Here is a 23,642-nt window from a genome sequence, read left to right on the forward strand (position 1 = left end):
GCCGCGTCGGCCGACGCGGCTTTTTTTAGCATCTGCTGGTGAATTTAGCTTTTCACCGCGGTTATTGCATCCTGCAGGCTGGAGAACATCTTCTGCCGGATGTCTTCGTCCGAGACAGAAACACCAGCTGCGTCGAAATCCGCCCGGATCTTGCGGAAAACGTCTTCGTCACCGGCCTCGACGAAGTCGGCATCGATGACTTCCTTGGCATAGGCGTCTGCATCGCGACCCAGAAGGCCGGCTGCCCACTGTCCAAGCAGCTTGTTGCGTCGAACGATGGCCCGGAACTTCTGTTCCTCGTCGAGAGCAAACTGGGTTTCGAAGGCGCGTTCGCGGTCTTTCATATCGGTCATCATCCTGTTCTCCCGGTATCGGTTCGAATTTCGAGCATAAATCAAAACCGGGATCAAAGTGCAATGTGATTTGTCAAAGCAGTGGAAGCCCGGCCGTCCGCCGAATTCATGTCGCATTCAACGACTAGCAATTGCGATATGTCCGCGACAAGCTGCTATCGGCTCTGGATGAATCCACTGGTTCGATGCGCCCTTGGAGAAGGCTCCGCGGGAATCACGTTTGCAAAAGGCTTCGCTCAACACCACTTCTTGTGGTCGTAGCTGCTTTGGCATCGCGGCAGAATCGCGTCATTGTGATTCTTGTTCGTTTCCGCTATGGGACCGCTCAACCGACCTTTCACTGCGCCTCAGTTGCGCCAAACAACGAGACATCAGAAAATGAACCGTCGCCGCCGTATCTACGAAGGCAAGGCCAAGATCCTGTATGAGGGCCCCGAGCCCGGCACGCTGATCCAGTTCTTCAAGGACGACGCCACTGCCTTCAACAAGAAGAAGCATGACGTGATCGATGGCAAGGGCGTTCTGAACAATCGCATTTCAGAATTTCTCTTCAACCATCTCAACAACATCGGCATCCCGACGCACTTCATCCGTCGCCTCAACATGCGCGAGCAGTTGATCAAGGAAGTCGAGATGATCCCGTTGGAGATCGTCGTTCGCAACGTCGCCGCAGGCTCCCTTTCTTCACGGCTCGGCATCGACGAGGGAACCGTTCTTCCCCGCTCGATCATCGAATTCTATTACAAGTCGGATGCACTCAACGACCCTATGGTGTCGGAAGAGCACATCACGGCTTTCGGCTGGGCAAACCCTGCCGAACTCGACGACATCATGGCGCTGGCGATCCGCGTCAACGACTTCCTCTCCGGCCTGTTCCTCGGCGTTGGCATCCAGCTCGTGGACTTCAAGATCGAATGCGGCCGTCTCTATGAAGGCGACATGATGCGCATCATCCTGGCCGACGAGATTTCGCCAGACAGCTGCCGCCTGTGGGATATCGAGACGAAGGAAAAGATGGACAAGGACCGTTTCCGCCGCGACATGGGCGGGCTTGTCGAGGCCTACTCCGAAGTGGCCCGGCGCCTTGGCATCATCAATGAGAATGAACCGATCCGCGGCACCGGCCCGGTTCTGGTGAAGTAAGACACGAAGGGGCGACTGGTGATTAAGGCACGTGTAACGGTAACGTTGAAAAACGGCGTTCTGGACCCGCAAGGCAAGGCAATCGAAGGCGCGCTTTCAAGCCTTGGCTTCGAAGGCGTAGGTCATGTTCGTCAGGGCAAGGTCTTCGACCTCGAACTCGACGGCGCGGACAAGGCCAAGGCCGAATCCGACCTCAAGGCGATGTGCGACAAGCTGCTGGCGAACACCGTAATCGAGAACTACAGCATCGCTATCGACTGATGAGTTGAGAGTGGCCGCGTTGACGCACTGTCAGCACGGCCGGTCGCATTGAAACCGCCTGGAAGCATACGCTGTCCAGAAAGCACAAGCAAAGTGTGAGGCCGTCCATGAAATCCGCAGTCGTTCAGCTTCCTGGTCTCAATCGTGACCGTGACATGATCGATGCCCTCACCAAAATATCCGGCCAGGCGCCGGTCACGGTGTGGCAGACGGAAACCGAAATCCCGGACGTCGACCTGATCGTCATTCCCGGCGGCTTCTCCTATGGCGACTATTTGCGGTGCGGCGCCATAGCGGCGCGGATGCCGGTCATGCAGGCCATTCGCGACAAGGCCGAAAAGGGCGTCAAAGTCCTCGGCGTCTGCAACGGCTTCCAGATACTCGTCGAAGCAGGCCTGTTGCCCGGCGCGCTGATGCGGAACACCTCCCTGCGTTTCGTCTCCAAGGAAGTCATGCTGGAGGTCGTCAACGCCGACACGCATTTCACGCGCACCTACGAAAAAGGGCAGCTCATCCGCTGCCCGGTGGCACATCATGACGGCAACTACTTTGTCGACGACGCGACGCTTGCAGCACTTGAGGACGGCAATCAGGTCGTCTTCAGGTATGCGGCCGGGACCAATCCCAACGGCTCGCTCGGCGATATCGCCGGCGTCATCAACGCCCATGGCAACGTCCTCGGCATGATGCCTCATCCGGAGAACCTGATCGAGGCAGCGCATGGCGGCAACGACGGTCGCGGCATTTTTGCCTCGGCGCTCGAGGTGATCGCCGCCTGACGCCCAGACTATCGCAATCCACACCCAGCCGCAGCGCCAAGCTCAAGGATACTCATCCATGTCGTATCGTCCTGCAGCCGGTCTGCTTGCGCTCTTTGTAGTCGCGGCCTTCGGTCTTTCCTCCTGTCAGTCCGACCGCAGCGCCGCGCCGACAGCCAATCGGGCAGCTCTTCCCACGATGGAACGCGTCGCCCTCAACGCAAATGCCTGCTGGTTCAAATCCGGTGACGCGACCTTCAAGCCCTATCGTCTGGCACCCGAGCTGAACTCTTTCTCAGGGCGCCCGCGCATCCTTGCGGTGCCACGCAACAGCCCTGAATCGCGCCCTGCCCTTGTCGTGCAGGCTGAAGGCAATCCCGCAAAGCTCGATGCCTTCGGCCCTCTGATGGATGGCGAATCGGGGAAACGCATTCGGCATGACGTGCTGAAATGGGCCGGCGGCAACAAGGGCTGCTGACCGCCAGGTTGCAACCGGTCAATCACCTCATCAGGAAGTAAATAGTCACTCCGATGGTAGCCACACTCACCACTTCGGCTGTCGCGTGCCCGGGCTGATGGCCAGCCATAGGTTTTGAGAGACGCTCCCGCTTAACAGCCTGGGTAGAACTGAGGCGTGAAAGGAATTTTCCTATCGCGCCTTTCTCATGCTTAGGCTAAAGAGACGGCCAATTCCCGTCCCAGCCAGAGAAGATTATGACCATTCCGAACAGCATTGCGATTACGCCGGAACTCGTTGCCTCGCATGGGCTGAAGCCGGATGAATATCAACGGATCCTCGACCTGATCGGGCGCGAGCCGACCTTTACGGAACTCGGCATCTTTTCCGCTATGTGGAACGAGCACTGCTCCTACAAATCCTCGAAGAAATGGCTGCGCACCCTGCCGACCAAGGGTCCGCGGGTCATCCAGGGCCCGGGCGAAAACGCCGGCGTGGTCGATATCGATGACGGCGACGTCGTCGTCTTCAAGATGGAAAGCCACAACCACCCATCCTACATCGAGCCCTATCAGGGTGCTGCCACCGGTGTCGGCGGCATCCTGCGTGACGTATTCACCATGGGCGCCCGACCGATCGCTGCGATGAACGCGCTTCGCTTTGGGGCTCCCGACCACCCCAAGACCAGGCATCTCGTTAGCGGCGTCGTGGCTGGAGTGGGCGGCTATGGCAATTCCTTCGGTGTTCCGACAGTGGGCGGCGAAGTCGAGTTCGACGAGCGCTACAACGGTAACATTCTCGTCAACGCCTTTGCGGCGGGCCTCGCGAAGTCCGACGGCATCTTCCTGTCGGAAGCCAAGGGCGTCGGACTGCCTGTCGTCTACCTCGGTGCCAAGACCGGCCGCGACGGCGTCGGCGGCGCTACGATGGCGTCCGCTGAGTTCGACGAAACCATCGAGGAAAAGCGCCCCACCGTCCAGGTCGGCGACCCCTTCACGGAAAAGTGCCTGCTGGAGGCCTGCCTTGAACTGATGAAGACCGGCGCCGTCATCGCCATCCAGGACATGGGTGCGGCCGGCCTCACCTGCTCGGCCGTCGAGATGGGCGCCAAGGGCGGCCTCGGCATCGAACTCGATCTCGACAGCGTGCCGGTTCGCGAAGACCGCATGACAGCCTACGAGATGATGCTCTCCGAAAGCCAGGAGCGCATGCTCATGGTCCTGAAGCCGGAGAAGGAAGAGGAAGCCAAGGCCATATTCGTTAAATGGGGCCTCGACTTCGCCATCGTCGGCAAGACCACGGATGACCTGCGTTTCCGCGTCCTCCACCAGGGCGTGGAAGTTGCCAACCTGCCGATCAAGGAACTTGGTGACGAGGCGCCCGAGTACGATCGCCCCTGGAAGGCGAGCGAGGCACGCCCCGCCCTTCCTGCTAGCGAAGTCGCGGAGCCAGACGATTACAATGCCGCGCTCCTGCAGCTGATCGGCTCGCCGAACCAGTCGAGCCGCCGTTGGGTCTGGGAACAGTACGACACGTTCATCCAGGGCAACTCGCTGCAACGCCCGGGTGGCGATGCGGGTGTCGTCCGCGTCGACGGTCATCCGACAAAGGCGCTGGCCTTCTCCTCCGACGTCACGCCGCGCTACGTCGAGGCCGATCCGGTCGAGGGCGGAAAGCAGGCTGTCGCCGAATGCTGGCGCAACATCACGGCCACCGGTGCAGAGCCGCTTGCCGCAACCGATAACCTGAACTTCGGAAATCCGGAAAAACCGGAAATAATGGGCCAGCTCGTCGGCGCCATCCAGGGCATCGGCGAAGCCTGCCGCGCACTCGATTTCCCCATCGTCTCGGGTAACGTGTCCCTCTACAATGAGACCAACGGTGTCGCGATCCTGCCCACGCCGACCATTGCGGGCGTCGGCCTGCTGCCCGATTGGTCTAAGATGGCTCGCATCGGCGGCATGCAGGACGGCGACGTCCTGATCATGATTGGCGGCGACGGTACGCATCTTGGCTCGTCGATCTACCTCCGCGACGTTCTGAATTCCACGGAAGGCCCTGCCCCGTTTGTCGAACTGGCTGCAGAGCGTCAGAATGGCGATTTCGTGCGAGGTCTGATCCGCAATGACCAGGTGACCGCCTGCCACGACATCTCCGACGGCGGTCTCGCTCTGGCGCTCGCTGAAATGGCAATGTCGGCAACCAAGGGCATGAGCGTGAGCCTGGTGGACCAGCGCGGCGCCACCCACGCATTGCTATTCGGCGAAGACCAGGCCCGCTACATCGTTGCCGTCCCGTCCGACCTTGCCAATTTCATCGGCGCCGGTGCTGAAAGCGCGGGCGTGCCGTTCCGCAGGCTCGGAACCGTCGGCGGCGATCGTCTGGTGGTGGATGGCGTCATCGACGTTGCCATTGTCGATTTGGTAAACGCCAACGAGAGCTGGTTCCCGGCCTTCATGGCTTAAGCGTTAATCCTTCGGACAGGCTTCCCGAATGCCATCGTGGGGCCGCCGCATAAGTCTGCGACGTGGATATGAAGTACATCACGAACATGGTGTTGAACTGGCTGAGTTCGCCGGGTGCCGTCTGGCATTACCGGCGGATCTGGCTTGATGCCTTGGCACTTGCGATCCTTGCCACCGCTTCAGTGTGGCTGATTTCAAGCGCTCGCGGCCTGAGCACAATCCAGATATTTGACGAGAATGCTCCGCATGAGATGTTGCAGTCCGTATTTCTCGGATTGGCGGTAATTCTGGCAGTGGTCGCCGCCTGGCGCGCCGAAGCGTTTGGCCGGTATCTGTCGATCTCGATCGCCCTGATCTGCTACATTTTCTTCTTCCGGGAAGTTCCTGTCTGCAAAGGTGAAATCGTGTCGTTCTGCACGTCACGCCCGCCGCATGTCCTGTCGATCGCAGGCGGGGCGATTGCTTTGCTCATCTGCACGATCTTCTATGAGATCCGACATCGCGGGACAGTGCTCAAGGCGGTCCATCCCGCCCTTTCATGGCCGCTCGCCATTGCAGCATTCTCCCTATTCGGCAGCCAAGTGATGGAACGTTTCCATTTCGTGGCGGTTGAGGAAACGCTTGAGCTTTATGCTTACGCGGTCCTGTTGCTCGCGTCCCTGTGGCTCATGCGGAACAGCGGCCGCTACCGGTAGTACGGCGGATTTGGGAAAGTTCGCATCCGCTGGGCACACGTCCGGTAGCCCCTGCGCCATTCCTTTGACCCCAACGTGGCTTTGAGGCACTCTCGCCTTGGCTTACCCCGCGAATCTGCGGAACGAATTGAAACAAGGATCACACCATGCCAATGAACCCCGGCGACATTGAAGACATGATCAAGGCAGGAATACCCGGCGCCAGGGTGACTATCCGAGATTTGGCCGGCGATGGAGACCACTACGCCGCTGAAGTCGTTGCCGAGGCATTCCGGGGGATATCCCGCGTTCAGCAGCACCAGATGGTCTACGAGGCTCTCAAGGGCAATATGGGCGGCGTCCTTCACGCTCTTGCCCTCCAGACCTCTGCACCCGACTGACCAGCAACCGACACATCCTCACCCGACCGGCGACACATAAGGGAAATTGATCGCTTCGAGTGGTCGCCTATGCTGGAATTTCGCCAAGCACATGCTATTTAGAGGGCGAGCAATCCGGACCTTGAACCCGGACAAATAAGGACATCGACATGAGTGGAATTCAAGAATTCATCGCCAACGAGGTGAAGACGAACGACGTCGTTCTCTTCATGAAGGGCACGCCGCAGTTTCCGCAGTGTGGCTTCTCGGGCCAGGTGGTTCAGATTCTCGACTACCTCGGTCTGGACTACAAGGGCGTGAACGTCCTGGCCGACCAGGAAATTCGTGACGGCATCAAGCAGTATTCCAACTGGCCCACGATCCCCCAACTGTATATCAAGGGTGAATTCCTCGGCGGTTGCGACATTGTGCGCGAGATGTTCCAGTCCGGGGAACTGCAAAGCCATCTTCAGGAAAACGGGATCACCGTGCGGGCTGCATAAGCTCACCCCCGGGTTTCAAAATCTAAATCTGTTCAAGGCGCCGTCCCCACGGCGCCTTCGTTTTCTTTGGGATTTTTTACCGTGACAGCTACTTCGCAAGCCGCAACCGACCGTCTAGGCGGAATGGGCAAGGTTGAATTCATCGCTCTCATGGCGATGCTGATGGCGCTCAATGCCCTTGCCATCGATATCATGCTGCCGGGATTGCAGGAAATCGGCGCCGCTCTCGGTGTCGAGAATGAAAATCACCGGCAATACGTCGTCTCAGCCTACCTCCTCGGATTCGGCGTTGCACAGCTCGCATACGGTCCGATCTCGGATCGCTTCGGCCGCCGCCGTCCGATGCTGGTGGGACTGGCAATCTACGTGATCTCCTCGCTTGCTGTGGTCGCGGCGCCGTCCTTCGCCGGCCTGCTCGCGCTCCGTTTCATCCAGGGGATTGGCTCCGCCGCTATGCGGGTCATCACCATCTCGATCGTCCGCGACATTTACGGTGGCCGGGCCATGGCCGAAGTCATGTCGCTTATCATGATGGTATTCATGGTCGTTCCGGTCATTGCGCCCGGAACCGGACAGATCATCCTCCTGTTCGGAGACTGGCACCTGATCTTCGTCTTCATGGCGGTCATGGCACTGGCGGTTGCTCTCTGGATGCATTTCCGACTGCCGGAAACCCTGCACCCCGAAGATGTCCGTCCCTTCACCGTACGCTCCGTTCTCGGCGGCTTCCGGATCGTGCTCACCAACCGGATCGCCCTCTGCTACACGATCGCGAGCATGTTCATATTCGGGGCCCTGTTCGGCTTCATCAATTCGGCACAGCAGGTCTACGTCGGAATCTACGGCCTTGGCGTCTGGTTTTCCGTGGCCTTCGCGGCAGTCGCCCTGTTCATGGCGCTGTCATCCTTCGTCAACGCTCGACTGGTGGGCCGGTACGGAATGCGCGGGCTCTCGCACGCGTCTCTGCTCGGCTTCGTCGTCGTCACCCTCCTGTGGCTGCTGGTGCAGATCTTCGGGCCGCAGCCGATGCCTTTCCTTCTGTTCCTCGCCTTTTTTGCTGTGGCGATGTTCCAGTTCGGCTGGATTGCTTCGAACTTCAATTCGCTCGCCATGGAGCCGCTCGGTCATGTCGCCGGCACAGCGTCTTCGGTCCTCGGCTTCATGGGAACAGTCGGCGGCGGCATTATCGGCGCGCTGATCGGGCAGGCGTTCGACGGAACGGCGCTGCCGATGGTGGCGGGCTTCTTTGTGGTCTCGGTGATCGGGCTGATCTTCGTGCTGATCGGCGAAAAGGGCCGCCTGTTCCAACCCCAGAACCCGCCCGTGTAGTTCTTGGAGGACAACCGTCAGGATCAAAAAGGGGATCCAGTGCCGCGCGCCATCTGGCGCGCTGCGCGTTAAGAGGCTGCGCATCGTACTTTCCGAAACCCAGTTCAGGCTTTCGGCTCGATGCGCCGGCCCCTTTTACATCTCCAGGATTTCGCGCCTCAGCATGTGCCAGCTTTCCTTGTCGGTTGCGGCAAGCAGACCACCTTCGAGGTGGTGCGGCAGATAGGGCGACCCGTCGAAACGGGCCACATAGCCGCCAGCCTCCTGCGCGACCAGCGTCCCCGCCAGGTGGTCCCAGGGCATCAGCTTGTTGTACATGATGAAGTGCACATGCCCGCCGCCGAAGGTGCGATATTCATGGGCGGCGCAACGGTAGCTCGCTACGAACCGGACCTTGGCCAGATTGCCGAGCACCCGCTCGCGAACTTCGCCGAAGAAATAACCAGCGGAAGCCATTCCTACCATGCTGTCGACGCTGGTCGGCGCGGCTACAGAAAGGCGCTCGGCCTCGCCATTCGGACGACGCAGGTATGCACCTGCCCCCTTCTCGGCGATCACCCAATCGTCTCCCATGGGATCGTAGATGATGCCGGCTACTGTTTCGCCTTTCCAGACGACGGATGCCATGACGCCATAGGCAGGGATCCCGGAGGCAAAGTTGAAGGTGCCATCGATGGGATCAACGACGATGGCAAAATCGGCCGACGCCAACTTGCCGAGAAGATCAGGATCCGCCGCCACCGACTCTTCGCCGATGAAGAGCGCATCCGGCGCAATGGCGGCAATTTCCCGCCGGATCATCCGTTCCGCGGCTTCGTCTGCTTCCGTCACAAGGTCGGTGGGCTCGCTCTTCGAGCGAATATCGCCGGCCCCCAGCTTACGGAAACGCGGCAGGATTTCGGTCTTGGCCGCCAGCCGCAAGCAGTCAGCCAGCTTCGAAACGTCTACGGGATTGGTCATGAAAAACTCAGGAACGGGTTGTGGCCGCAAGGCCGGAGAAATCGAAAAGCTTGGTATCGAGGAGATGAGACGGGTTGGCGTGCGCAAGCGCGCGTAGCATCGTATCCTTGCGCCCCGGCATGCGTGCCTCGATGTCGGCCAACATGGCTTTCATCGCGTTGCGCTGCAGGCCGTCCTGCGAGCCGCAAAGATCGCAGGGGATGATGGGAAACGCCATGGCGGAGGCGAACTTCGCAAGGTCGTCTTCGGAGCAATAGGCGAGCGGCCGAAGCAGCATGAGGTCGCCTTCGTCGTTCAGCAGCTTCGCAGGCATTCCCGCCAGGCGGCCGCCGTGGAAGAAGTTCATGAAGAACGTTTCGAGGATATCCTCCCGGTGGTGGCCGAGAACCAGTGCATCGCAGCCCTCTTCCCGCGCAATCCGGTAGAGATTTCCGCGCCGCAGCCGGGAACAGAGGGAGCAATAGGTCCCACCCGCCGGTACCTTTTCCTTCACGATGGAATAGGTGTCGCGGTATTCAATCCGGTGCTTCACACCGATGGAGGCCAGATATTCCGGCAGTATATGCTTGGGAAAGTTGGGTTGCCCCTGATCGAGGTTGCAGGCGATCAGATCAACCGGCAGCAGGCCCCGCCACTGCAGATCCATGAGGATCGCCAGCAAGGCATAGGAATCCTTGCCGCTCGACAAACCAATCAGCCAGCGTTTCTGGCCCTTCAGCATCTGGAAATCTTCGAGAGCCTGACGAACCTGCCGTAGCAACCGCTTCCTCAGCTTGTTGAAGCTGACGGACTGAGGCGCATCCGCAAAAAGCGAAGGGACCGGCCCCTCGCCCTCCGCATCCAGCCGATCATCGATTGGACCAACCAGTCCCATTTCTTCTCCAAGCTTGCCCGACTGCCGAGTGCGGGAATCAGGCACCCAGTACCGCGGCAACAGCCTCGATTGCTTCTGCCGCCTTCGAACCGTCCGGACCACCGGCCTGCGCCATGTCGGGGCGGCCGCCGCCACCCTTGCCACCCAGAGCGACAGAGGCTGTACGGACCAGATCGACCGCGCTGAAACGTTCCGTCAGGTCTGGCGTCACGGCAACCACGGCGCTCGCCTTGCCGTCCGCCGAAACGCCAACAAGCGTGACGACGCCGGAGCCGAGGCTGGCCTTGCCTTCGTCCGCGAGGCCCTTGAGGTCCTTGGCGTCGATGCCTTCCAGCACCTTGCCGAGATACTTGATCCCGCCGACTTCCCTGAAGTCGTTTTCGCCCGCTGCTCCGTTTCCACCGCCCATCGCCAGGCGGCGCTTGGCGTCGGCCAGTTCGCGTTCGAGCTTCCGACGCTCGTCGATCAGTGCTTCGACGCGGGAAACGACCTCAGAGGGCTGTACCTTGAGAGCGGTGGCGAGCGTTTTTACGCGGTCGTCCTGCTCGGCCAGATAAGCACGCGCTGCTGCACCCGTCACCGCTTCGACGCGCCGCACACCTGCGCCTACAGCGCTTTCGCCCAGCACGCGCACCAGCCCGATATCGCCGGTGGCATTGACGTGGGTTCCGCCGCAGAGCTCGATGGAATACGGCTTGCCGGCCTTCTCACCCTCGATCGCAGTGCCCATCGAAACGACGCGGACCTCATCGCCGTACTTCTCGCCAAATAGCGCCATGGCGCCTTCGGCAATAGCGTCATCGACGCTCATCAGCCGGGTCGTGACCAGCGCGTTCTGGAGAATGATGGCGTTCGCCATCTCCTCCACCTTCTGCAATTCCTCGACGCTCATCGGCTTGGGATGGGACACATCGAACCGAAGGCGCTCAGGCGCAACGAGCGATCCCTTCTGGGCGACGTGCGTGCCCAGGACTTCACGCAGCGCTTCGTGCAGCAGATGGGTGGCGGAATGGTTGGACCGCAGTTGCGAGCGACGGCCGTTGTCGACGGTCAATGCCACCGGTTCACCGGCCTTGATCGTGCCGGAAACGACCTTGGCGATGTGGACGAACAGGCCCTCGCCTTTCTTCTGGGTGTCGGTCACTTCCAGGCGGGCATGGTCGGTCGAAATTACACCGGTGTCGCCCATCTGCCCGCCGGATTCGCCGTAGAACGGCGTCTGGTTCACCACGATCTGCACCTGCTCGCCAGCGGACGCGGCTTCCACCGACGCGCCATCGCGAACGATCGCCTGGATCACGCCTTCGGCCGTTTCCGTGTCGTAGCCAAGGAACTCGGTGGCGCCATGCTTCTCCTTGAGCTCGAACCAGACGGTTTCGGTTGCCTTGTCGCCGGAACCGGACCAATGGGCGCGCGCCTCGGCCTTCTGGCGCTGCATGGCGTCGTTAAAGCCGGTGAGGTCTACACCAATCTCGCGTGCGCGCAGGGCATCCTGCGTGAGGTCGAGCGGGAAACCGTAAGTGTCGTAGAGCTTGAAGGCCGTCTCGCCATCCAGGCTGTCGCCTTTGGTAAGGTCGGCAGTCGCGTCGGAAAGCAGCGTAAGGCCGCGGTCGAGCGTTTTGCGGAAGCGGGTTTCTTCCAACTTCAGCGTTTCGGAAGTCAGCGCTTCGGCCCGCACCAGTTCCGGGTAGGCGCGGCCCATCTCCTGCACGAGCGTCGGCAGCAGCTTCCACATCAGCGGCTCACGAGCGCCGAGAAGCTCCATGTGGCGCATGGCACGACGCATGATGCGGCGCAGGACATAGCCCCGGCCTTCGTTCGACGGCAGTACGCCGTCGGCGATCAGGAAGGCGGAAGAACGAAGATGGTCGGCGATGATGCGGAAGCTTGCCGCCTGGTCGCCTTGCGCCTTGACACCAACAACCTCTTCGGTCGCAGCGATCAGGTTCCGGAAAAGATCGGTTTCAAAGACACTCTGTACACCCTGCAGGATGCAAGCCATGCGCTCCAGGCCCATGCCGGTGTCGATGGAAGGGCGGGGTAGCGGCGTACGTTCGCCGGGCGCCGTCTGGTCGAACTGCATGAAGACGAGGTTCCAGAACTCAAGGAACCGGTCGCCATCCTCTTCAGGAGAACCGGGAGGTCCGCCCCAGACGTGTTCGCCCTGGTCGATGAAGATTTCCGAGCAGGGGCCGCAGGGGCCGGTATCGCCCATCTGCCAAAAGTTGTCCGAGGTCGGAATGCGGATGATCTTGTCGTCGGAGAACCCCGCGATTTTCTTCCAGAGTTCGGCGGCCTCATCGTCTTCCGCATAAACGGTCACAAGCAGGCGGCCCTTGGGCAGGTCGAAGCCCTTGGTGACAAGGTCCCACGCAAACTCGATGGCTTGTTCCTTGAAGTAATCGCCGAACGAGAAATTGCCGAGCATTTCGAAGAAGGTCAGGTGCCGGGCAGTATAGCCGACATTGTCCAGATCGTTGTGCTTGCCGCCGGCGCGAACGCATTTCTGCGAGGACGTCGCCGTCGAATAGGGACGCGATTCAAGACCCGTGAAAACGTTCTTGAACTGCACCATCCCGGCATTCGTGAACATAAGCGTGGGGTCGTTGCGCGGCACCAGCGGGCTGGAGGACACTACCTCGTGGCCATTCTTTCGGTAATAGTCGAGGAAGGTCGACCGGATGTCATTCACACCGCTCATGCTGGGCCCTTTATTCCGCCCCCCTGAGGCGGCTCGTCACTGAAAACCATTGGCTTTTATAGCCCGCGCCGGAGACTGTCCAGCCAAACGAAAACCGGCCGCGCATCTTTGACGATGGCGACCGGTATAAAAGTAAGGGATCAGGCTTGCAGACGTTTACATGTCATCGCCACTATTGTCCTGCGCGTCCGGGCCACCGTTCTGCAGAAGCCGGTCGGCTATGAGGCCGGCATTCTGCCGCAACGACAACTCGATCTCTCGCGCCAGCTCCGGGTTTTCGCGCAGGAAGGTCTTGGCGTTCTCGCGGCCCTGTCCGAGACGCTGGCTGTTGTAGGAGAACCAGGCGCCGGCTTTCTCGACAATGCCGGCTTTCACGCCGAGGTCGACCAGCTCGCCGGTCTTCGACACGCCCTCGCCATACATGATGTCGAATTCGACCTGCTTGAAGGGGGGCGCCATCTTGTTCTTGACGACCTTGACGCGCGTCTGGTTGCCGACAACCTCCTCGCGCTCCTTGACCGCACCGATCCGGCGGATGTCGAGGCGGACGGACGCATAGAACTTCAACGCATTGCCACCGGTCGTCGTTTCCGGAGACCCGAACATCACGCCGATCTTCATGCGGATCTGGTTGATGAAGACGACCATAGTCTTCGACTTGGAGATCGACGCGGTCAGCTTGCGCAGTGCCTGGCTCATCAGACGAGCCTGCAGGCCCGGCAGGCTGTCGCCCATCTCGCCTTCGATTTCCGCACGCGGCGTCAGCGCCGCAACCGAATCGATGACGAGAACGTCGATCGCGCCGGAACGAACCAGCGTGTCGGTGATTTCAAGCGCCTGCTCGCCCGTGTCCGGCTGCGAGATCAGCAGGTTCTCAAGATCAACGCCCAGCTTGCGGGCATAGACCGGATCGAGGGCATGCTCGGCGTCCACGAAGGCGCAAATGCCGCCCTTTTTCTGGGCTTCCGCGATCGTCTGCAGCGCAAGCGTCGTCTTACCCGAGCTTTCGGGGCCGTAAATCTCGATAATTCGTCCCTTCGGCAGCCCGCCGATGCCAAGCGCGATATCGAGGCCGAGAGAGCCGGTGGATACCGTCTCGATCTCGACCACGTTCTCGTTTGAGCCGAGCTTCATGATCGACCCCTTGCCGAAGGATCGCTCTATCTGCGACAGTGCTGCCTCCAGCGCCTTGCTCTTATCCACTGTTTTGTCCTCTACAAGCCGCAAAGAATTTTGTGCCATCTGATCCACCTTTAGGTTATTGACGCCGCGCAGGCAACGAAGCAGCCGATAAAGATCATGTACACGTTTTGTTCTACTATTGCAAGACCAAGTCAAGCCATTGGTATTATGACGTATTCAAGGACGTGTTCTTTTCATGTTCCGGATGCGGCGTATCCGGACGCCTTGGAAGGCGATAGGCAATGGGATCGGTCCCGTTCCGGTCGAATCGCGACCTTCTTCTCGACGTGTCCGGTCCTGTCATGAGCCACCGGATTGTCGTGCTTGGCGGCGCCCATCTGGATCGCCGCGGACGGATCGCCGGCGAAACCGCTCCCGGTGCCAGCAACCCCGGCTCCTGGCAGGAGGATGTCGGCGGCGGCGCCTTCAACGTCGCCCGCAATCTGGCGCGTCTGGGCCATGACGTACAGATGATTTCGCCGCGCGGCGGTGATGCGGCTGGGGAGAAAGTAACGGCGGCGGCGCTTGCAGCCGGGATCGAGGACACACCTTTCGTATTCCTCGATCGCGCAACGCCGAGCTATACGGCGATCCTCGAACGGGACGGTAATCTGATGATTGCGCTGGCCGACATGGATCTCTACCGCCTGTTCACGCCTCGCCGCCTGCGCACCCGCTCGCTGCGTGACGCCATCGCCCGGGTGGATCTCATCATCTGCGATGCCAATCTTCCGTCCGAGACGTTGAGCGCCCTTGCGGCGTTGGCACGCGAAAAGAACCTGCCCATCGCCGGTATTGCCATCTCGCCGGCAAAGGTGGTTCATTTCGAAAACTGCCTGCCGGACCTGACCTATCTGTTCATGAATGCCGCCGAGGCGACCGCGCTTGCCGGTCGTCGCGCCCTACATGCCGGCGAATGGCCGGAACTGCTGCGCATCCGGGGCCTGAGAGGCGGCGTCGTAACAAGGGGTGGCGACGAGCTGGCCGCCTTCTCCGATGCTGGGAGCTTTACGGTTCATCCCCCCGCCACCCCGGAGATCGCCGATGTCACGGGAGCGGGCGACGCACTGGCCGCAGGTACACTGGATGCGCTTCTGAGCGGCCGGCCGCTCGCGCAATCCCTGCGATTCGGCATCGCCGCATCGCGGATCACGCTCGCCTCGCCGCATGCAGTTGCACCTGAATTCAACCGCGACCTTTTGCGGCGTGAAGCCGCGCTTGTGGCAAACCCTGAAACAGTATCCTAAGACCGTTGTTGGAGATCCTCACCATGAACCAGTCCGCCCCTGCCCTTCCGATCGTCTATTCCCAGGAAGTCGCGGCTGCCCGCAAGAAGGGCCTCCCGCTGGTCGCACTGGAATCCACCATCATCACGCATGGCATGCCCTATCCCGGCAACCTCGAAATGGCGCGAAGCGTGGAGGCCATCATCCGCAACGGCGGAGCCGTGCCCGCCACGATCGCGGTCATCCGCGGCACGCTTCATGTCGGGCTTGAGGAACAGGAACTGGAAGAACTGGCACAGGCCAAGGACGTCATGAAATTGTCCCGTGCCGACCTTGCCTTTGCCGTTGCGCTCGGGCGCACCGGCGCCACGACGGTCGCGGCAACGATGATCGCCGCAGCACTCGCCGGCATCCGCGTCTTTGCAACAGGCGGTATCGGCGGCGTCCACCGGGGCGCGGAAACAAGCTTCGACATCTCCGCCGATCTGGAAGAGCTTGCGAAGACGGACGTTATCGTCGTCTGCGCCGGCGCCAAGGCGATCCTCGATGTCCCGAAGACACTGGAAGTGCTCGAGACGCGCGGCGTACCCGTCGTCACCTACGGTTCAGATGAATTCCCAGCCTTCTGGTCGCGCGCATCCGGCCTGCCGAGCCCGCTGCGGATCAACGACGCACAGGGGATTGCAGCCTTCCAGCAGTCCCGGCGCGCGCTTGGCATCGAAGGCGGCATACTGGTGGCCAACCCGGTTCCGGCAGCGGATGAAATTCCGCGCGCGGAAATGGAAACCTTCATCCAGACGGCACTGAGTGCGGCTGATAAACAGGCAATCGTCGCCAAGGCGGTCACGCCGTTCCTGCTCGATCACATCTTCCACCAGACGTCCGGTCGAAGCCTGAAGACGAATATCGCACTCGTCGAGAACAACGCGCGCCTGGCCACCGAGATCGCTGTCGCGCTGGCAGCGTGATCCGGCGCCAGCCGAAATACCCCCTGACCGCCGGAGCCTCACCGTGACGTCCATATCGAATGCCGCTCGCGCGCCAGAGCAACGCGCAGCCCTTGCATGCCTCGTCCTCGGCGGCATCGCCATTGGCGCCTCTCCGATCTTCGTCAGGCTCTCGGAGGTCGGACCGATCTCGACGGGGTTCTGGCGGCTGGCACTGGCACTGATCCCGCTTTCGATCTGGAGTATCGTCAGCAGCCGCAAGGACGAGGTCGGGCCGGTCGGCCTGCGCGACTATCTTCTCCTCATCCTGCCGGGACTGACACTCGCGGTCGATCTCGTCGCCTGGCATATCTCCCTGCACATGACGTCTGTCGCCAACGCTACCCTCTTGGCAAACCTGGCGCCGGTCTTCGTCACACTCATCGGCTGGTTCCTGTTCAAGACGGTGGTGTCGCGCATTTTCCTGCTGGGGCTCGGGTTGGCGATCGCCGGCGTCGTCACCTTGAAGGGCGGCCCTGCAGCGCTGGCCGATGGCCACCTGACAGGAGATGCGATTGCCGTTCTCGCGGCCGCCTTCTACGCCTGCTATATCCTGGCGATAGGACGCTTGCGGAGCCGCTTCGGCACCAACCGCATCATGATCTGGAGCTCTGCGTCGGCAGCGCTCTCCATTCTTCCCTTCGCTCTCTATTTTGAAGGCAACATTCTGCCCTTCAGTCTTTACGGCTGGGCAATCGTTGCTGGCCTTGCGTTCATAAGCCATGCGGGAGGACAGGTGGCGATCACCTATGCGCTGGCCTATTTGCCAGCAGCCTTCTCGTCGCTCACCTTGCTGCTGCAGCCGGTCGTCGCTGCCATCCTCGCCTGGTGGATACTGGCCGAAGCCGTCACACCTCTTCAGGCAACGGGCGGGATCATCGTTCTGATCGGCATCCTCGTCGCCCGTCGCGGCTGAATAGCCGCGATACCCAGGATCAGCGCATAGACCCGAAAACCGGAGTTGGTTTTCGGGTCTATGGAAATTTTAGCTGTCCAGCATTTCACGGACTGCGACCGCCAGTTGCTTCAGCGAGAATGGCTTCGGCAGGAAGCCGAACTTCGCGTCAGCGGGCAGGTTACGGGCAAATGCGTCCTCGGCGTAACCCGATACAAAGATGAACTTCATGTCCGGGTAGATCTTGCGCAACTCACCGAGCAGCGTCGGCCCATCCATCTCCGGCATCACTACGTCGGAGACGACAATATCAACCTTGCCTTCGAGCTCTTCCATGATTTCGAGCGCTTCGGTGCCCGAACCGGCTTCATGGACAGTATATCCCCGCGTTTCCAGCATTCGCTTGCCGCCACGACGCACCGCTTCCTCATCCTCGACGAGAAGCACGACAGCAGAATTGCCGGTGAGATCCAGCGGCTCGCCAGCGGGCGCGGCCGACGCATTCGGTACGGGTGCAGCCCCTAGAGCGGCAACCTGCCCTTCCGGGACGATCACGATTTCAGGAATATGGCGAGGCAGGAAGAGGCGGAAGCTCGTTCCGCGCCCCATCTCCGATTCAGGATAGATGTATCCGCCCGACTGCTTGACGATACCGTAGACCATGGAAAGGCCAAGCCCTGTCCCCTTGCCCACTTCCTTCGTCGTGAAGAAGGGCTCGAAGATCTTGTCCATGATCTCCGGCGGAATGCCCGTGCCGCTGTCGGAAACCTCGACCATGACGAAATCCTCGGCTGGAAGGTCCGCTTGCGGGAAGTTCGCCGTCTCTGCCGCGGTCACATTGCGGGTCTTCAGGAGGATAGCGCCGCCGTCCGGCATTGCATCGCGTGCGTTGACGCAGAGATTGATCAAGACCTGTTCGAACTGCGAAAGATCGGTACGGACCGGCCAGAGATCACGGCCGTAGTCGACCTCGAGCTTGACGTTCGTGCCGGAAATCAGCCGGTCCACGAGCATGCGCAGGTCGCCGACGACATCCGTCAGGTTGAGAACCGCCGGCCGCATCGTCTGCTTGCGCGAGAAGGCCAGCAACTGGCGCACCAGCACTGCTGCGCGATTGGCGTTCCGCTTGATCTCCATGAGATCGGCAAAGCTGGCATCAGATGGCCGCGCCTGCAACAGAAGGTGGTCGGACGATAGAAGGATCGCCGTCAGCACGTTGTTGAAGTCGTGCGCGATCCCGCCTGCCAGGGTGCCGACCGCATTCATCTTCTGGGTCTGCGCCATCTGCGTCTCGAGCGCCTTCTGCTCGGTCGTCTCCACGGCATAAACGATCGCGACCTCTTCGGGTGCCTCGTCGCTCTCGTCGATCACGGCATTGACGTAGAAGCGGACGTAACGGCCCTCATCGCCGGGATGACGGGAATCGATCGGGGCGATATCGCCCTGCCTGTCCTTGGCGGCCGCCAGCGCATCCATCAGTTGCTGCCGCGCACCCTCGTGGACGATCGCGTCGAGATGCGCTCCCCCATCGACATCGTCACGCGAGACCACGCCCGCGAACACGCGCAGGAACGGCGCGTTGATACGCAGAATCTTGCCGTTGCCGTCTACGGACGCAATGGCCATCGGCGTGTTGTTGAAGAACCTCGTGAAACGCATCGCCGAGGCCGATTGGTCCCCTTCGGCACCCATCTGGCGACCAAGCACGATCGTCCGGCTCTCACCGGGTGCACCGTCACGCATGGAGGTAACCGAATGGATCAGCCTAGCCGGCAGGCTCTGACCATTGGCCCGGCGAAGATCGAGATCGAGCGTCTCCGTGCGCTGTAGACCCGGCGCAGCCTGCACAGACTGGATCAAGGCCATGCCTTCGCCCGCGACCAGATCGGAAATGCTGAGCGACCGCGGGACGAACTTCGTCAGGTCGATGCCGAGCCACTCTGCGAGCGTCGCGTTGATATAAAAGACCTCTCCCTTGCGCCCGGCCGAGAAGAAGCCCGCAGGCGCGTGGTCCAGATAGTCGATGGCGTTCTGCAATTCCCGGAAAAAACGCTCCTGGTCGTCGCGCTCGGGTGTAATGTCGGTGATCTGCCAGATGTCGAACCGGTCCGACTTGCTCTCGCCGCTGCGGAAGATCCGAGCCTTCAGCCGATACCAGTGCGCACCGGAGCCGCTGCCGGTCGCACGCCCGAGCGGCTGCGGCAGCCGGAATTCCTCATGACCTTCGCGTTCTTCGCGCAAGCCGTTTGTGAGCCGGTAGAGAGCTTCGCTGGATTCGCGGTTGCGCGCCAGAAGCGGCTCCAGCGACTGGACGTTCGTGGTTTTGGCAGCGCCGGTCAGCCTCCCGTAGGCGGCGTTGGCATAGACGATGCGTCCCTTGGCATCCGTTACCAGAATTCCATCCGGATGGTTGGCAAGGAAACCCCGCGACAGAACATCCGAACGGGACTGCGGCATGACCTCCACGAAGCCGATGACCGAGGAGACGAGGAAAAATATCCCGACCATTGCCAGGATACCCAGGATCCCGAGCACGATCTCGTTGTCCAGCGCATGCTGGAAAAACACGAATCCCACGGCGACGCCAATAAGCACAAGGGCAAGCAGAAGAATCCGGATGACCGTTCCACTGCGCCCACTACGCTCGACCAGTGGCGCTTCGTAGTTGCCGCTCTGCTGCAACTTCGTCATCAACCCCTCACACTTCGGTTGTGCGTCAAGGCACCTACCTGAAATTTGCCGGCAAAGCGCCGCGATTCTCTCTTAGCAAGTTGCGAATGAAGCCAAAAGCGCGCAAGCGCAGAAAAGCTGGGATAGAGCGACAGGCGTTACCGGGTATTAGCGCCCACACTTGCCACTCTGCTAAAAAAGTCGTCACTATCTACCTACATATAGTCAAGGAGTACGAGCGATGGTGGAAGAACTGATGGGTGCCTATGGAGGACGGCTGGTTATCGCCGTTCTCGGCGTTGCAGTCGGTCTGGCCTGCCTGGTTGGCGTGCTCTGGCTCGTCCGTGGAAGGCGAGGCCCTTCCCCGTTTGTCCGGGGCGGCAAGAATCGCCAACCCCGCCTTCAGGTTCTGGATGCCGCAGCCGTTGATACCCGCCGGCGCCTGGTCCTCGTGCGTCGAGACGATACCGAGCACCTCATCATGATCGGCGGACCCACCGATATCGTCATCGAAACCGGCATTTCCGCTGGCCGCGCTCCGGCAGCCGTCTCGACCGAAGAAAGCTCTACTATTTCACGACCCGCGGAACAGGCGGAAAGGCCTGCCGCGCCGCCCCGCGCACCGGCCGTCGCGACCGCTCACGAACCTCGGCGCGAACAGCCCAGGCCATTGCCCCAACCCGTTGAAGCCGCGCCACGGAAACCGGTGGCGCCTCCTCAGCCACAGGCACCACAAGCGCCAGCCGTCGCGGCACGAATCCCGGAGCCGACGATTGCTTATGTCGCCAATCCGATAGCCCCACCAGTCACCGTTCCCCCGCGAACCGAGCCGGCTCTGGACAACGCGGCGGACATTCTCGATGCGGCCCGCATGCGTGTCTTCCAGGGTCCGACAGTCCCCGTTCGCACTCCACCGCCGGACCTTCTCATTCCGACAGGCGATGGATCGAAAGGGCTCGGCAGCGACTTTGAACGCGTCCTGGAGGAAGAGATGGCAAGCAATCTCGCGGCCCGCGAGGCCGGATCGCCGCCGCGCCCGACCGGCAAGCCACCCATTACGGGCACAACGGCTGAGCCTTCCCTCCAGTCGGAAGTCGCCCGCATATTCGGCGAGATGTCGGTGACCCGGGAGAAGTAGCACCCTGCGTTACAGTCACCATCAAACAAAAAAGCCGGGCATCACGCCCGGCTTTTTTTCTGCATCCAGTGCCGTCAGGCGGCGTAGCTTGAACCTGACCGATCACCATAGGCAGCACCAGAACCGCCCGCATCCCCGGTCTTGAAGCGATCGATCTTGTCGGTAAGCAATTCAACGCGCTGGCGAAGTCCGTGGATCTCGGCGTTGTTTTCCTCCACCATCGCAGCGTTCTGCTGGGTAATGAGCTCGACCTCATGCACGGCCTGCGTCACCTCGTTGATCCCGGTGGACTGTTCACCGGTCGCCGTGGAAATAGCGGCCACCAGCTTCCGGACGTCGCTGACATGGGCAATGATCTTGCCGAGCGCCTCGCCGGTCTCTTCGACCAGATGAACGCCACTCTTGACCTGGGTGGAGCTGGCCGAAATCAGTTCCTTGATTTCCCGCGCGGCACCCGCGCAGCGTTGCGCCAGTTCGCGCACTTCCTGCGCAACCACGGCAAAGCCGCGACCCGCCTCTCCCGCACGCGCAGCTTCCACACCCGCGTTCAGCGCCAGAAGATTGGTCTGGAATGCAATCTCGTCGATCACACCGATAATGGTGGCGATTTTCTCCGACGAACGGCTGATCTCGCCCATCGCGCCGACGGCGCGCGACACGACCTCGCCCGACCGCACCGCGAACTCCTCGGTCTCGTTGACGGAGCTTGCTGTCTGGCGCGCGCTTTCAGCTGTCGAGCGGACGATATCGCTGAGTTGCCGCAACGCACGCGAGCTCTGCTCGAGTGCCGAGGCCTGCTGCTCCGTCCTGCGGGCAAGATCGTCTGCCGACGCAGCCAGATTGCCGGTCCCACCATGAATTTCCTCTGACGTCGCCCTTACGTCGTCGAGCGTCGCCCGCAGTGCCTCGACGGCCGTATTGTAAGTCCGCGCCATGGGAACGAAGTCCTCGGCGAGGTTCTCATCCATGCTCCGTTCAAGGTCACCTTCCGCCAGCTGTGTCAGCGCACTGGAAAGTGCAGCCAGCGCAGCGCGTTGCTCGGCGGCAATGCGAGCGCGCTCTTCGGCACGGCCGGCAGCTTCGGCGCTGGACTGGTCCCGAGCGGTTGCCGCCTCCTGCTCGAGGCGGACGTTTTCAAGAGCCGCATCCCTGAAGACGGTCACGGAACGCACCATGTCGCCGATCTCGTCGCGGCGGTCGCGACCGTCGATATTGACCGCCAGGTCGCCTTCGGCCAGCCGTTTCATGATGTCTGTCACGCGCTTCAAAGGTCCGCGGAGTGTTTCGACGAGCATCAAGCCGCCGGCGATCGCAAGCAGTGTGCCCACCACCATCGCCACGACAGAGAGGTTGGCGGACCGTTCGCTGTCCTCTTTTCCGACTTCCTGCGCCTGGGCGATGAATGTCTGGAGACCTGCCATGCCTGCCGAAAGTGTCCCGGAGGCTGCGGCTCTGGCAGCATTCCATTCCGTCTCGATCGTCAACATGTCGGAAGACGCCTGCTCGAGGTTCGCAAGAGGTGCCTCGAGGTCAGCCGCAAAGTTGCTCATGGCGGTGTTCGAGTTGCCCAGCTCCGAAATCTTCGCGCTGGCGGTCCTGAGGGCTGCAATATCGTCGACGACCACCTGTCGGGCGTCTTCGGTGAGAAGGCTCCGCAGCCGCTCCATATGCAATTGAAGGGCATCGACCAGCGCCAGCGACGTTTCCACCTGTGCAAGCAGGTTCTTCAGCGTCATGACGTCATTTTCGAGCGTTACGAAGCGTTCCGCCGCATCGCCTGATCTCTTCAGGACGTTCTGCTGGAGTTCGTTCTGGAGGCGCATGAAGCCGCTCGCCGCTATCCGCAGGTTCTGCGCCTTTTCCACGATGGGAGTGTCGCTGACCGCCAACTGGACCAGAGCTTCGGTCGCCTCCCGAATCGGCTGCATGCTCTGCATGACCTTTTCGGTCACCAGCGGCTTGACCGCCTCGAACTCGCTCAGCAGAACCTCCGTCTGAACGACGGCTGACTTGACCGTCGCGTCGTCGGCACCCGCGTTGCGGATCCCATTGCGCAGATTGTCTATGCCTTCCGCAATCGTTTTGAAGGCGAACGATTCGAAAAGCGCGCTCTTGGCAAAACGCTCCTGGCCGTCAAATTTCTTGCGCAGATTGCCGAGCCTTTGGTTCACCTCGGCAGTCACGCCTGCAACCGCATCGAGATCGGAAGCGATCAGTCCGGCATTGGCGTCACGTTGTTCCTTGACGGCCCAAAGCGTCGCGGTCCGTTCCCTCATCGCCGGAGCAAGCTGCTCGACAACCGCGATGCGCTGCCGATCCTCTGCACTTGCGAGCAGCTTCCCGAGCACGGCAACGCCCTGTTCCTGCCGGTCGATGCCCTGCTGCAATTCTGCAAGCGTCGCGTCATCCGGCGTTTCGTTGAAATTCTGCAGCACGGATTGCACGTGCTCGAAATCGGCAATGTTCTCGATCGTTGCACGCGTGACGGTCATATGGCCGTTCAACATGTTCGACGTGTAAAAGCCGGCCAATCCCACGCCCGCGATCAGAAGGACAAGGGGAACGACAAACAGCAGGACCTTCGTGACGATACGACGGCTTTGAAGAAGGCGGTCGATGAAAGACATGCGCACTCCGCTGAGAACCTGGCCCCTCTGCCATCCATTGCAAAGCGGCTGACTACCGAT

20 protein-coding genes are annotated in these 23,642 nt (G+C 61.0%); 13 read left to right on the top strand and 7 right to left on the bottom strand.

The features are described 5' to 3' along the window. Nucleotides 1-44 precede the first annotated feature (44 nt). Nucleotides 45-356, bottom strand: a complete 312-nt coding sequence (locus LH464_RS00005; protein ID WP_226784300.1) for a DUF1476 domain-containing protein — start codon at nucleotides 354-356, stop codon at nucleotides 45-47. Between the two features lie 375 nt (nucleotides 357-731). Here LH464_RS00005 and purC point away from each other — a divergent pair, with 375 nt between their 5' ends. From purC to LH464_RS00050, 9 genes are all read left to right on the top strand, one after another. Next, nucleotides 732-1,496 (top strand): phosphoribosylaminoimidazolesuccinocarboxamide synthase, encoded by a 765-nt coding sequence (gene purC, locus LH464_RS00010; RefSeq protein ID WP_226784301.1) that lies wholly within the window; start codon nucleotides 732-734, stop codon nucleotides 1,494-1,496. 18 nt (nucleotides 1,497-1,514) lie between these two features. Beyond that, complete coding sequence (gene purS, locus LH464_RS00015; protein WP_226784302.1) at nucleotides 1,515-1,757, top strand: phosphoribosylformylglycinamidine synthase subunit PurS; 243 nt, start codon at nucleotides 1,515-1,517, stop codon at nucleotides 1,755-1,757. A 107-nt stretch (nucleotides 1,758-1,864) separates the two neighbouring features. Further along, nucleotides 1,865-2,536 (top strand): phosphoribosylformylglycinamidine synthase subunit PurQ, encoded by a 672-nt coding sequence (gene purQ, locus LH464_RS00020; protein WP_226784303.1) that lies wholly within the window; start codon nucleotides 1,865-1,867, stop codon nucleotides 2,534-2,536. Between the two features lie 58 nt (nucleotides 2,537-2,594). Then, nucleotides 2,595-2,993 carry a hypothetical protein gene (locus LH464_RS00025; RefSeq protein WP_226784304.1) on the top strand — a complete coding sequence of 133 codons (399 nt, stop codon included), beginning with the start codon at nucleotides 2,595-2,597 and terminating at the stop codon, nucleotides 2,991-2,993. Nucleotides 2,994-3,229: 236 nt separating this feature from the next. Continuing rightward, on the top strand, nucleotides 3,230-5,437 hold the full coding sequence (gene purL, locus LH464_RS00030) for a phosphoribosylformylglycinamidine synthase subunit PurL (RefSeq protein ID WP_226784305.1): 2,208 nt from the start codon (nucleotides 3,230-3,232) through the stop codon (nucleotides 5,435-5,437). A gap of 68 nt (nucleotides 5,438-5,505) precedes the next feature. After that, nucleotides 5,506-6,132 (top strand): hypothetical protein, encoded by a 627-nt coding sequence (locus tag LH464_RS00035; RefSeq protein WP_226784306.1) that lies wholly within the window; start codon nucleotides 5,506-5,508, stop codon nucleotides 6,130-6,132. Between the two features lie 146 nt (nucleotides 6,133-6,278). Next, nucleotides 6,279-6,512, top strand: a complete 234-nt coding sequence (locus LH464_RS00040) for a BolA/IbaG family iron-sulfur metabolism protein (protein ID WP_226784307.1) — start codon at nucleotides 6,279-6,281, stop codon at nucleotides 6,510-6,512. 149 nt (nucleotides 6,513-6,661) lie between these two features. Further along, nucleotides 6,662-6,994, top strand: a complete 333-nt coding sequence (grxD, locus tag LH464_RS00045) for a Grx4 family monothiol glutaredoxin (protein ID WP_226784308.1) — start codon at nucleotides 6,662-6,664, stop codon at nucleotides 6,992-6,994. 81 nt (nucleotides 6,995-7,075) lie between these two features. Continuing rightward, a complete protein-coding gene (locus tag LH464_RS00050; RefSeq protein ID WP_390624887.1) occupies nucleotides 7,076-8,323 on the top strand; it encodes a multidrug effflux MFS transporter in 1,248 nt (415 codons plus the stop codon). A 135-nt stretch (nucleotides 8,324-8,458) separates the two neighbouring features. Here LH464_RS00050 and LH464_RS00055 read toward each other — a convergent pair whose 3' ends face one another. From LH464_RS00055 to recA, 4 genes are all read right to left on the bottom strand, one after another. After that, nucleotides 8,459-9,283: an inositol monophosphatase family protein gene (locus tag LH464_RS00055; protein ID WP_226784309.1), complete on the bottom strand. Its 825-nt coding sequence runs from the start codon at nucleotides 9,281-9,283 to the stop codon at nucleotides 8,459-8,461. 7 nt (nucleotides 9,284-9,290) lie between these two features. Beyond that, on the bottom strand, nucleotides 9,291-10,157 hold the full coding sequence (gene ttcA / locus LH464_RS00060; protein ID WP_226784310.1) for a tRNA 2-thiocytidine(32) synthetase TtcA: 867 nt from the start codon (nucleotides 10,155-10,157) through the stop codon (nucleotides 9,291-9,293). Nucleotides 10,158-10,194: 37 nt separating this feature from the next. Then, nucleotides 10,195-12,858: an alanine--tRNA ligase gene (gene alaS / locus LH464_RS00065; protein ID WP_226784311.1), complete on the bottom strand. Its 2,664-nt coding sequence runs from the start codon at nucleotides 12,856-12,858 to the stop codon at nucleotides 10,195-10,197. A gap of 156 nt (nucleotides 12,859-13,014) precedes the next feature. Then, nucleotides 13,015-14,100: a recombinase RecA gene (gene recA / locus LH464_RS00070; RefSeq protein WP_226784312.1), complete on the bottom strand. Its 1,086-nt coding sequence runs from the start codon at nucleotides 14,098-14,100 to the stop codon at nucleotides 13,015-13,017. Between the two features lie 242 nt (nucleotides 14,101-14,342). Here recA and LH464_RS00075 point away from each other — a divergent pair, with 242 nt between their 5' ends. The 3 genes from LH464_RS00075 to LH464_RS00085 are packed head-to-tail and all read left to right on the top strand — an operon-like array spanning nucleotide 14,343 to nucleotide 17,168. Next, complete coding sequence (locus LH464_RS00075; protein WP_226784553.1) at nucleotides 14,343-15,287, top strand: carbohydrate kinase family protein; 945 nt, start codon at nucleotides 14,343-14,345, stop codon at nucleotides 15,285-15,287. 23 nt (nucleotides 15,288-15,310) lie between these two features. After that, nucleotides 15,311-16,234 carry a pseudouridine-5'-phosphate glycosidase gene (locus LH464_RS00080; RefSeq protein WP_226784313.1) on the top strand — a complete coding sequence of 308 codons (924 nt, stop codon included), beginning with the start codon at nucleotides 15,311-15,313 and terminating at the stop codon, nucleotides 16,232-16,234. A 43-nt stretch (nucleotides 16,235-16,277) separates the two neighbouring features. Next, complete coding sequence (locus LH464_RS00085) at nucleotides 16,278-17,168, top strand: DMT family transporter (RefSeq protein WP_226784314.1); 891 nt, start codon at nucleotides 16,278-16,280, stop codon at nucleotides 17,166-17,168. Nucleotides 17,169-17,237: 69 nt separating this feature from the next. Here the strand turns inward: LH464_RS00085 and cckA are convergent, their stop codons facing one another. Further along, nucleotides 17,238-19,838 carry a cell cycle histidine kinase CckA gene (cckA, locus tag LH464_RS00090; RefSeq protein ID WP_226784315.1) on the bottom strand — a complete coding sequence of 867 codons (2,601 nt, stop codon included), beginning with the start codon at nucleotides 19,836-19,838 and terminating at the stop codon, nucleotides 17,238-17,240. A 220-nt stretch (nucleotides 19,839-20,058) separates the two neighbouring features. On the opposite strand from cckA, the gene LH464_RS00095 reads away from it, so the two are divergent. After that, entirely contained in the window at nucleotides 20,059-20,955 is an 897-nt protein-coding gene (locus LH464_RS00095) for a flagellar biosynthetic protein FliO (RefSeq protein ID WP_226784316.1), read from the top strand. Between the two features lie 74 nt (nucleotides 20,956-21,029). Here the strand turns inward: LH464_RS00095 and LH464_RS00100 are convergent, their stop codons facing one another. Continuing rightward, nucleotides 21,030-23,582 carry a methyl-accepting chemotaxis protein gene (locus LH464_RS00100; RefSeq protein WP_226784317.1) on the bottom strand — a complete coding sequence of 851 codons (2,553 nt, stop codon included), beginning with the start codon at nucleotides 23,580-23,582 and terminating at the stop codon, nucleotides 21,030-21,032. Nucleotides 23,583-23,642 lie beyond the last annotated feature (60 nt).

This window comes from Pseudorhizobium xiangyangii (genome assembly GCF_020531965.1).
Taxonomy (GTDB): Bacteria; Pseudomonadota; Alphaproteobacteria; order Rhizobiales; family Rhizobiaceae; genus Neorhizobium; species Neorhizobium xiangyangii.

Bases quoted from the DNA above. Each gene is read 5' to 3' on its own strand.
- LH464_RS00005 (WP_226784300.1), bottom strand. From the start codon at position 356: ATGATGACCGATATGAAAGACCGCGAACGCGCCTTCGAAACCCAGTTT.
- purC (WP_226784301.1), top strand. From the start codon at position 732: ATGAACCGTCGCCGCCGTATCTACGAAGGCAAGGCCAAGATCCTGTAT.
- purQ (WP_226784303.1), top strand. From the start codon at position 1,865: ATGAAATCCGCAGTCGTTCAGCTTCCTGGTCTCAATCGTGACCGTGAC.
- LH464_RS00025 (WP_226784304.1), top strand. From the start codon at position 2,595: ATGTCGTATCGTCCTGCAGCCGGTCTGCTTGCGCTCTTTGTAGTCGCG.
- purL (WP_226784305.1), top strand. From the start codon at position 3,230: ATGACCATTCCGAACAGCATTGCGATTACGCCGGAACTCGTTGCCTCG.
- LH464_RS00035 (WP_226784306.1), top strand. From the start codon at position 5,506: ATGAAGTACATCACGAACATGGTGTTGAACTGGCTGAGTTCGCCGGGT.
- LH464_RS00040 (WP_226784307.1), top strand. From the start codon at position 6,279: ATGCCAATGAACCCCGGCGACATTGAAGACATGATCAAGGCAGGAATA.
- grxD (WP_226784308.1), top strand. From the start codon at position 6,662: ATGAGTGGAATTCAAGAATTCATCGCCAACGAGGTGAAGACGAACGAC.
- LH464_RS00055 (WP_226784309.1), bottom strand. From the start codon at position 9,283: ATGACCAATCCCGTAGACGTTTCGAAGCTGGCTGACTGCTTGCGGCTG.
- ttcA (WP_226784310.1), bottom strand. From the start codon at position 10,157: ATGGGACTGGTTGGTCCAATCGATGATCGGCTGGATGCGGAGGGCGAG.
- alaS (WP_226784311.1), bottom strand. From the start codon at position 12,858: ATGAGCGGTGTGAATGACATCCGGTCGACCTTCCTCGACTATTACCGA.
- recA (WP_226784312.1), bottom strand. From the start codon at position 14,100: ATGGCACAAAATTCTTTGCGGCTTGTAGAGGACAAAACAGTGGATAAG.
- LH464_RS00075 (WP_226784553.1), top strand. From the start codon at position 14,343: ATGAGCCACCGGATTGTCGTGCTTGGCGGCGCCCATCTGGATCGCCGC.
- LH464_RS00080 (WP_226784313.1), top strand. From the start codon at position 15,311: ATGAACCAGTCCGCCCCTGCCCTTCCGATCGTCTATTCCCAGGAAGTC.
- cckA (WP_226784315.1), bottom strand. From the start codon at position 19,838: ATGACGAAGTTGCAGCAGAGCGGCAACTACGAAGCGCCACTGGTCGAG.
- LH464_RS00095 (WP_226784316.1), top strand. From the start codon at position 20,059: ATGGTGGAAGAACTGATGGGTGCCTATGGAGGACGGCTGGTTATCGCC.
- LH464_RS00100 (WP_226784317.1), bottom strand. From the start codon at position 23,582: ATGTCTTTCATCGACCGCCTTCTTCAAAGCCGTCGTATCGTCACGAAG.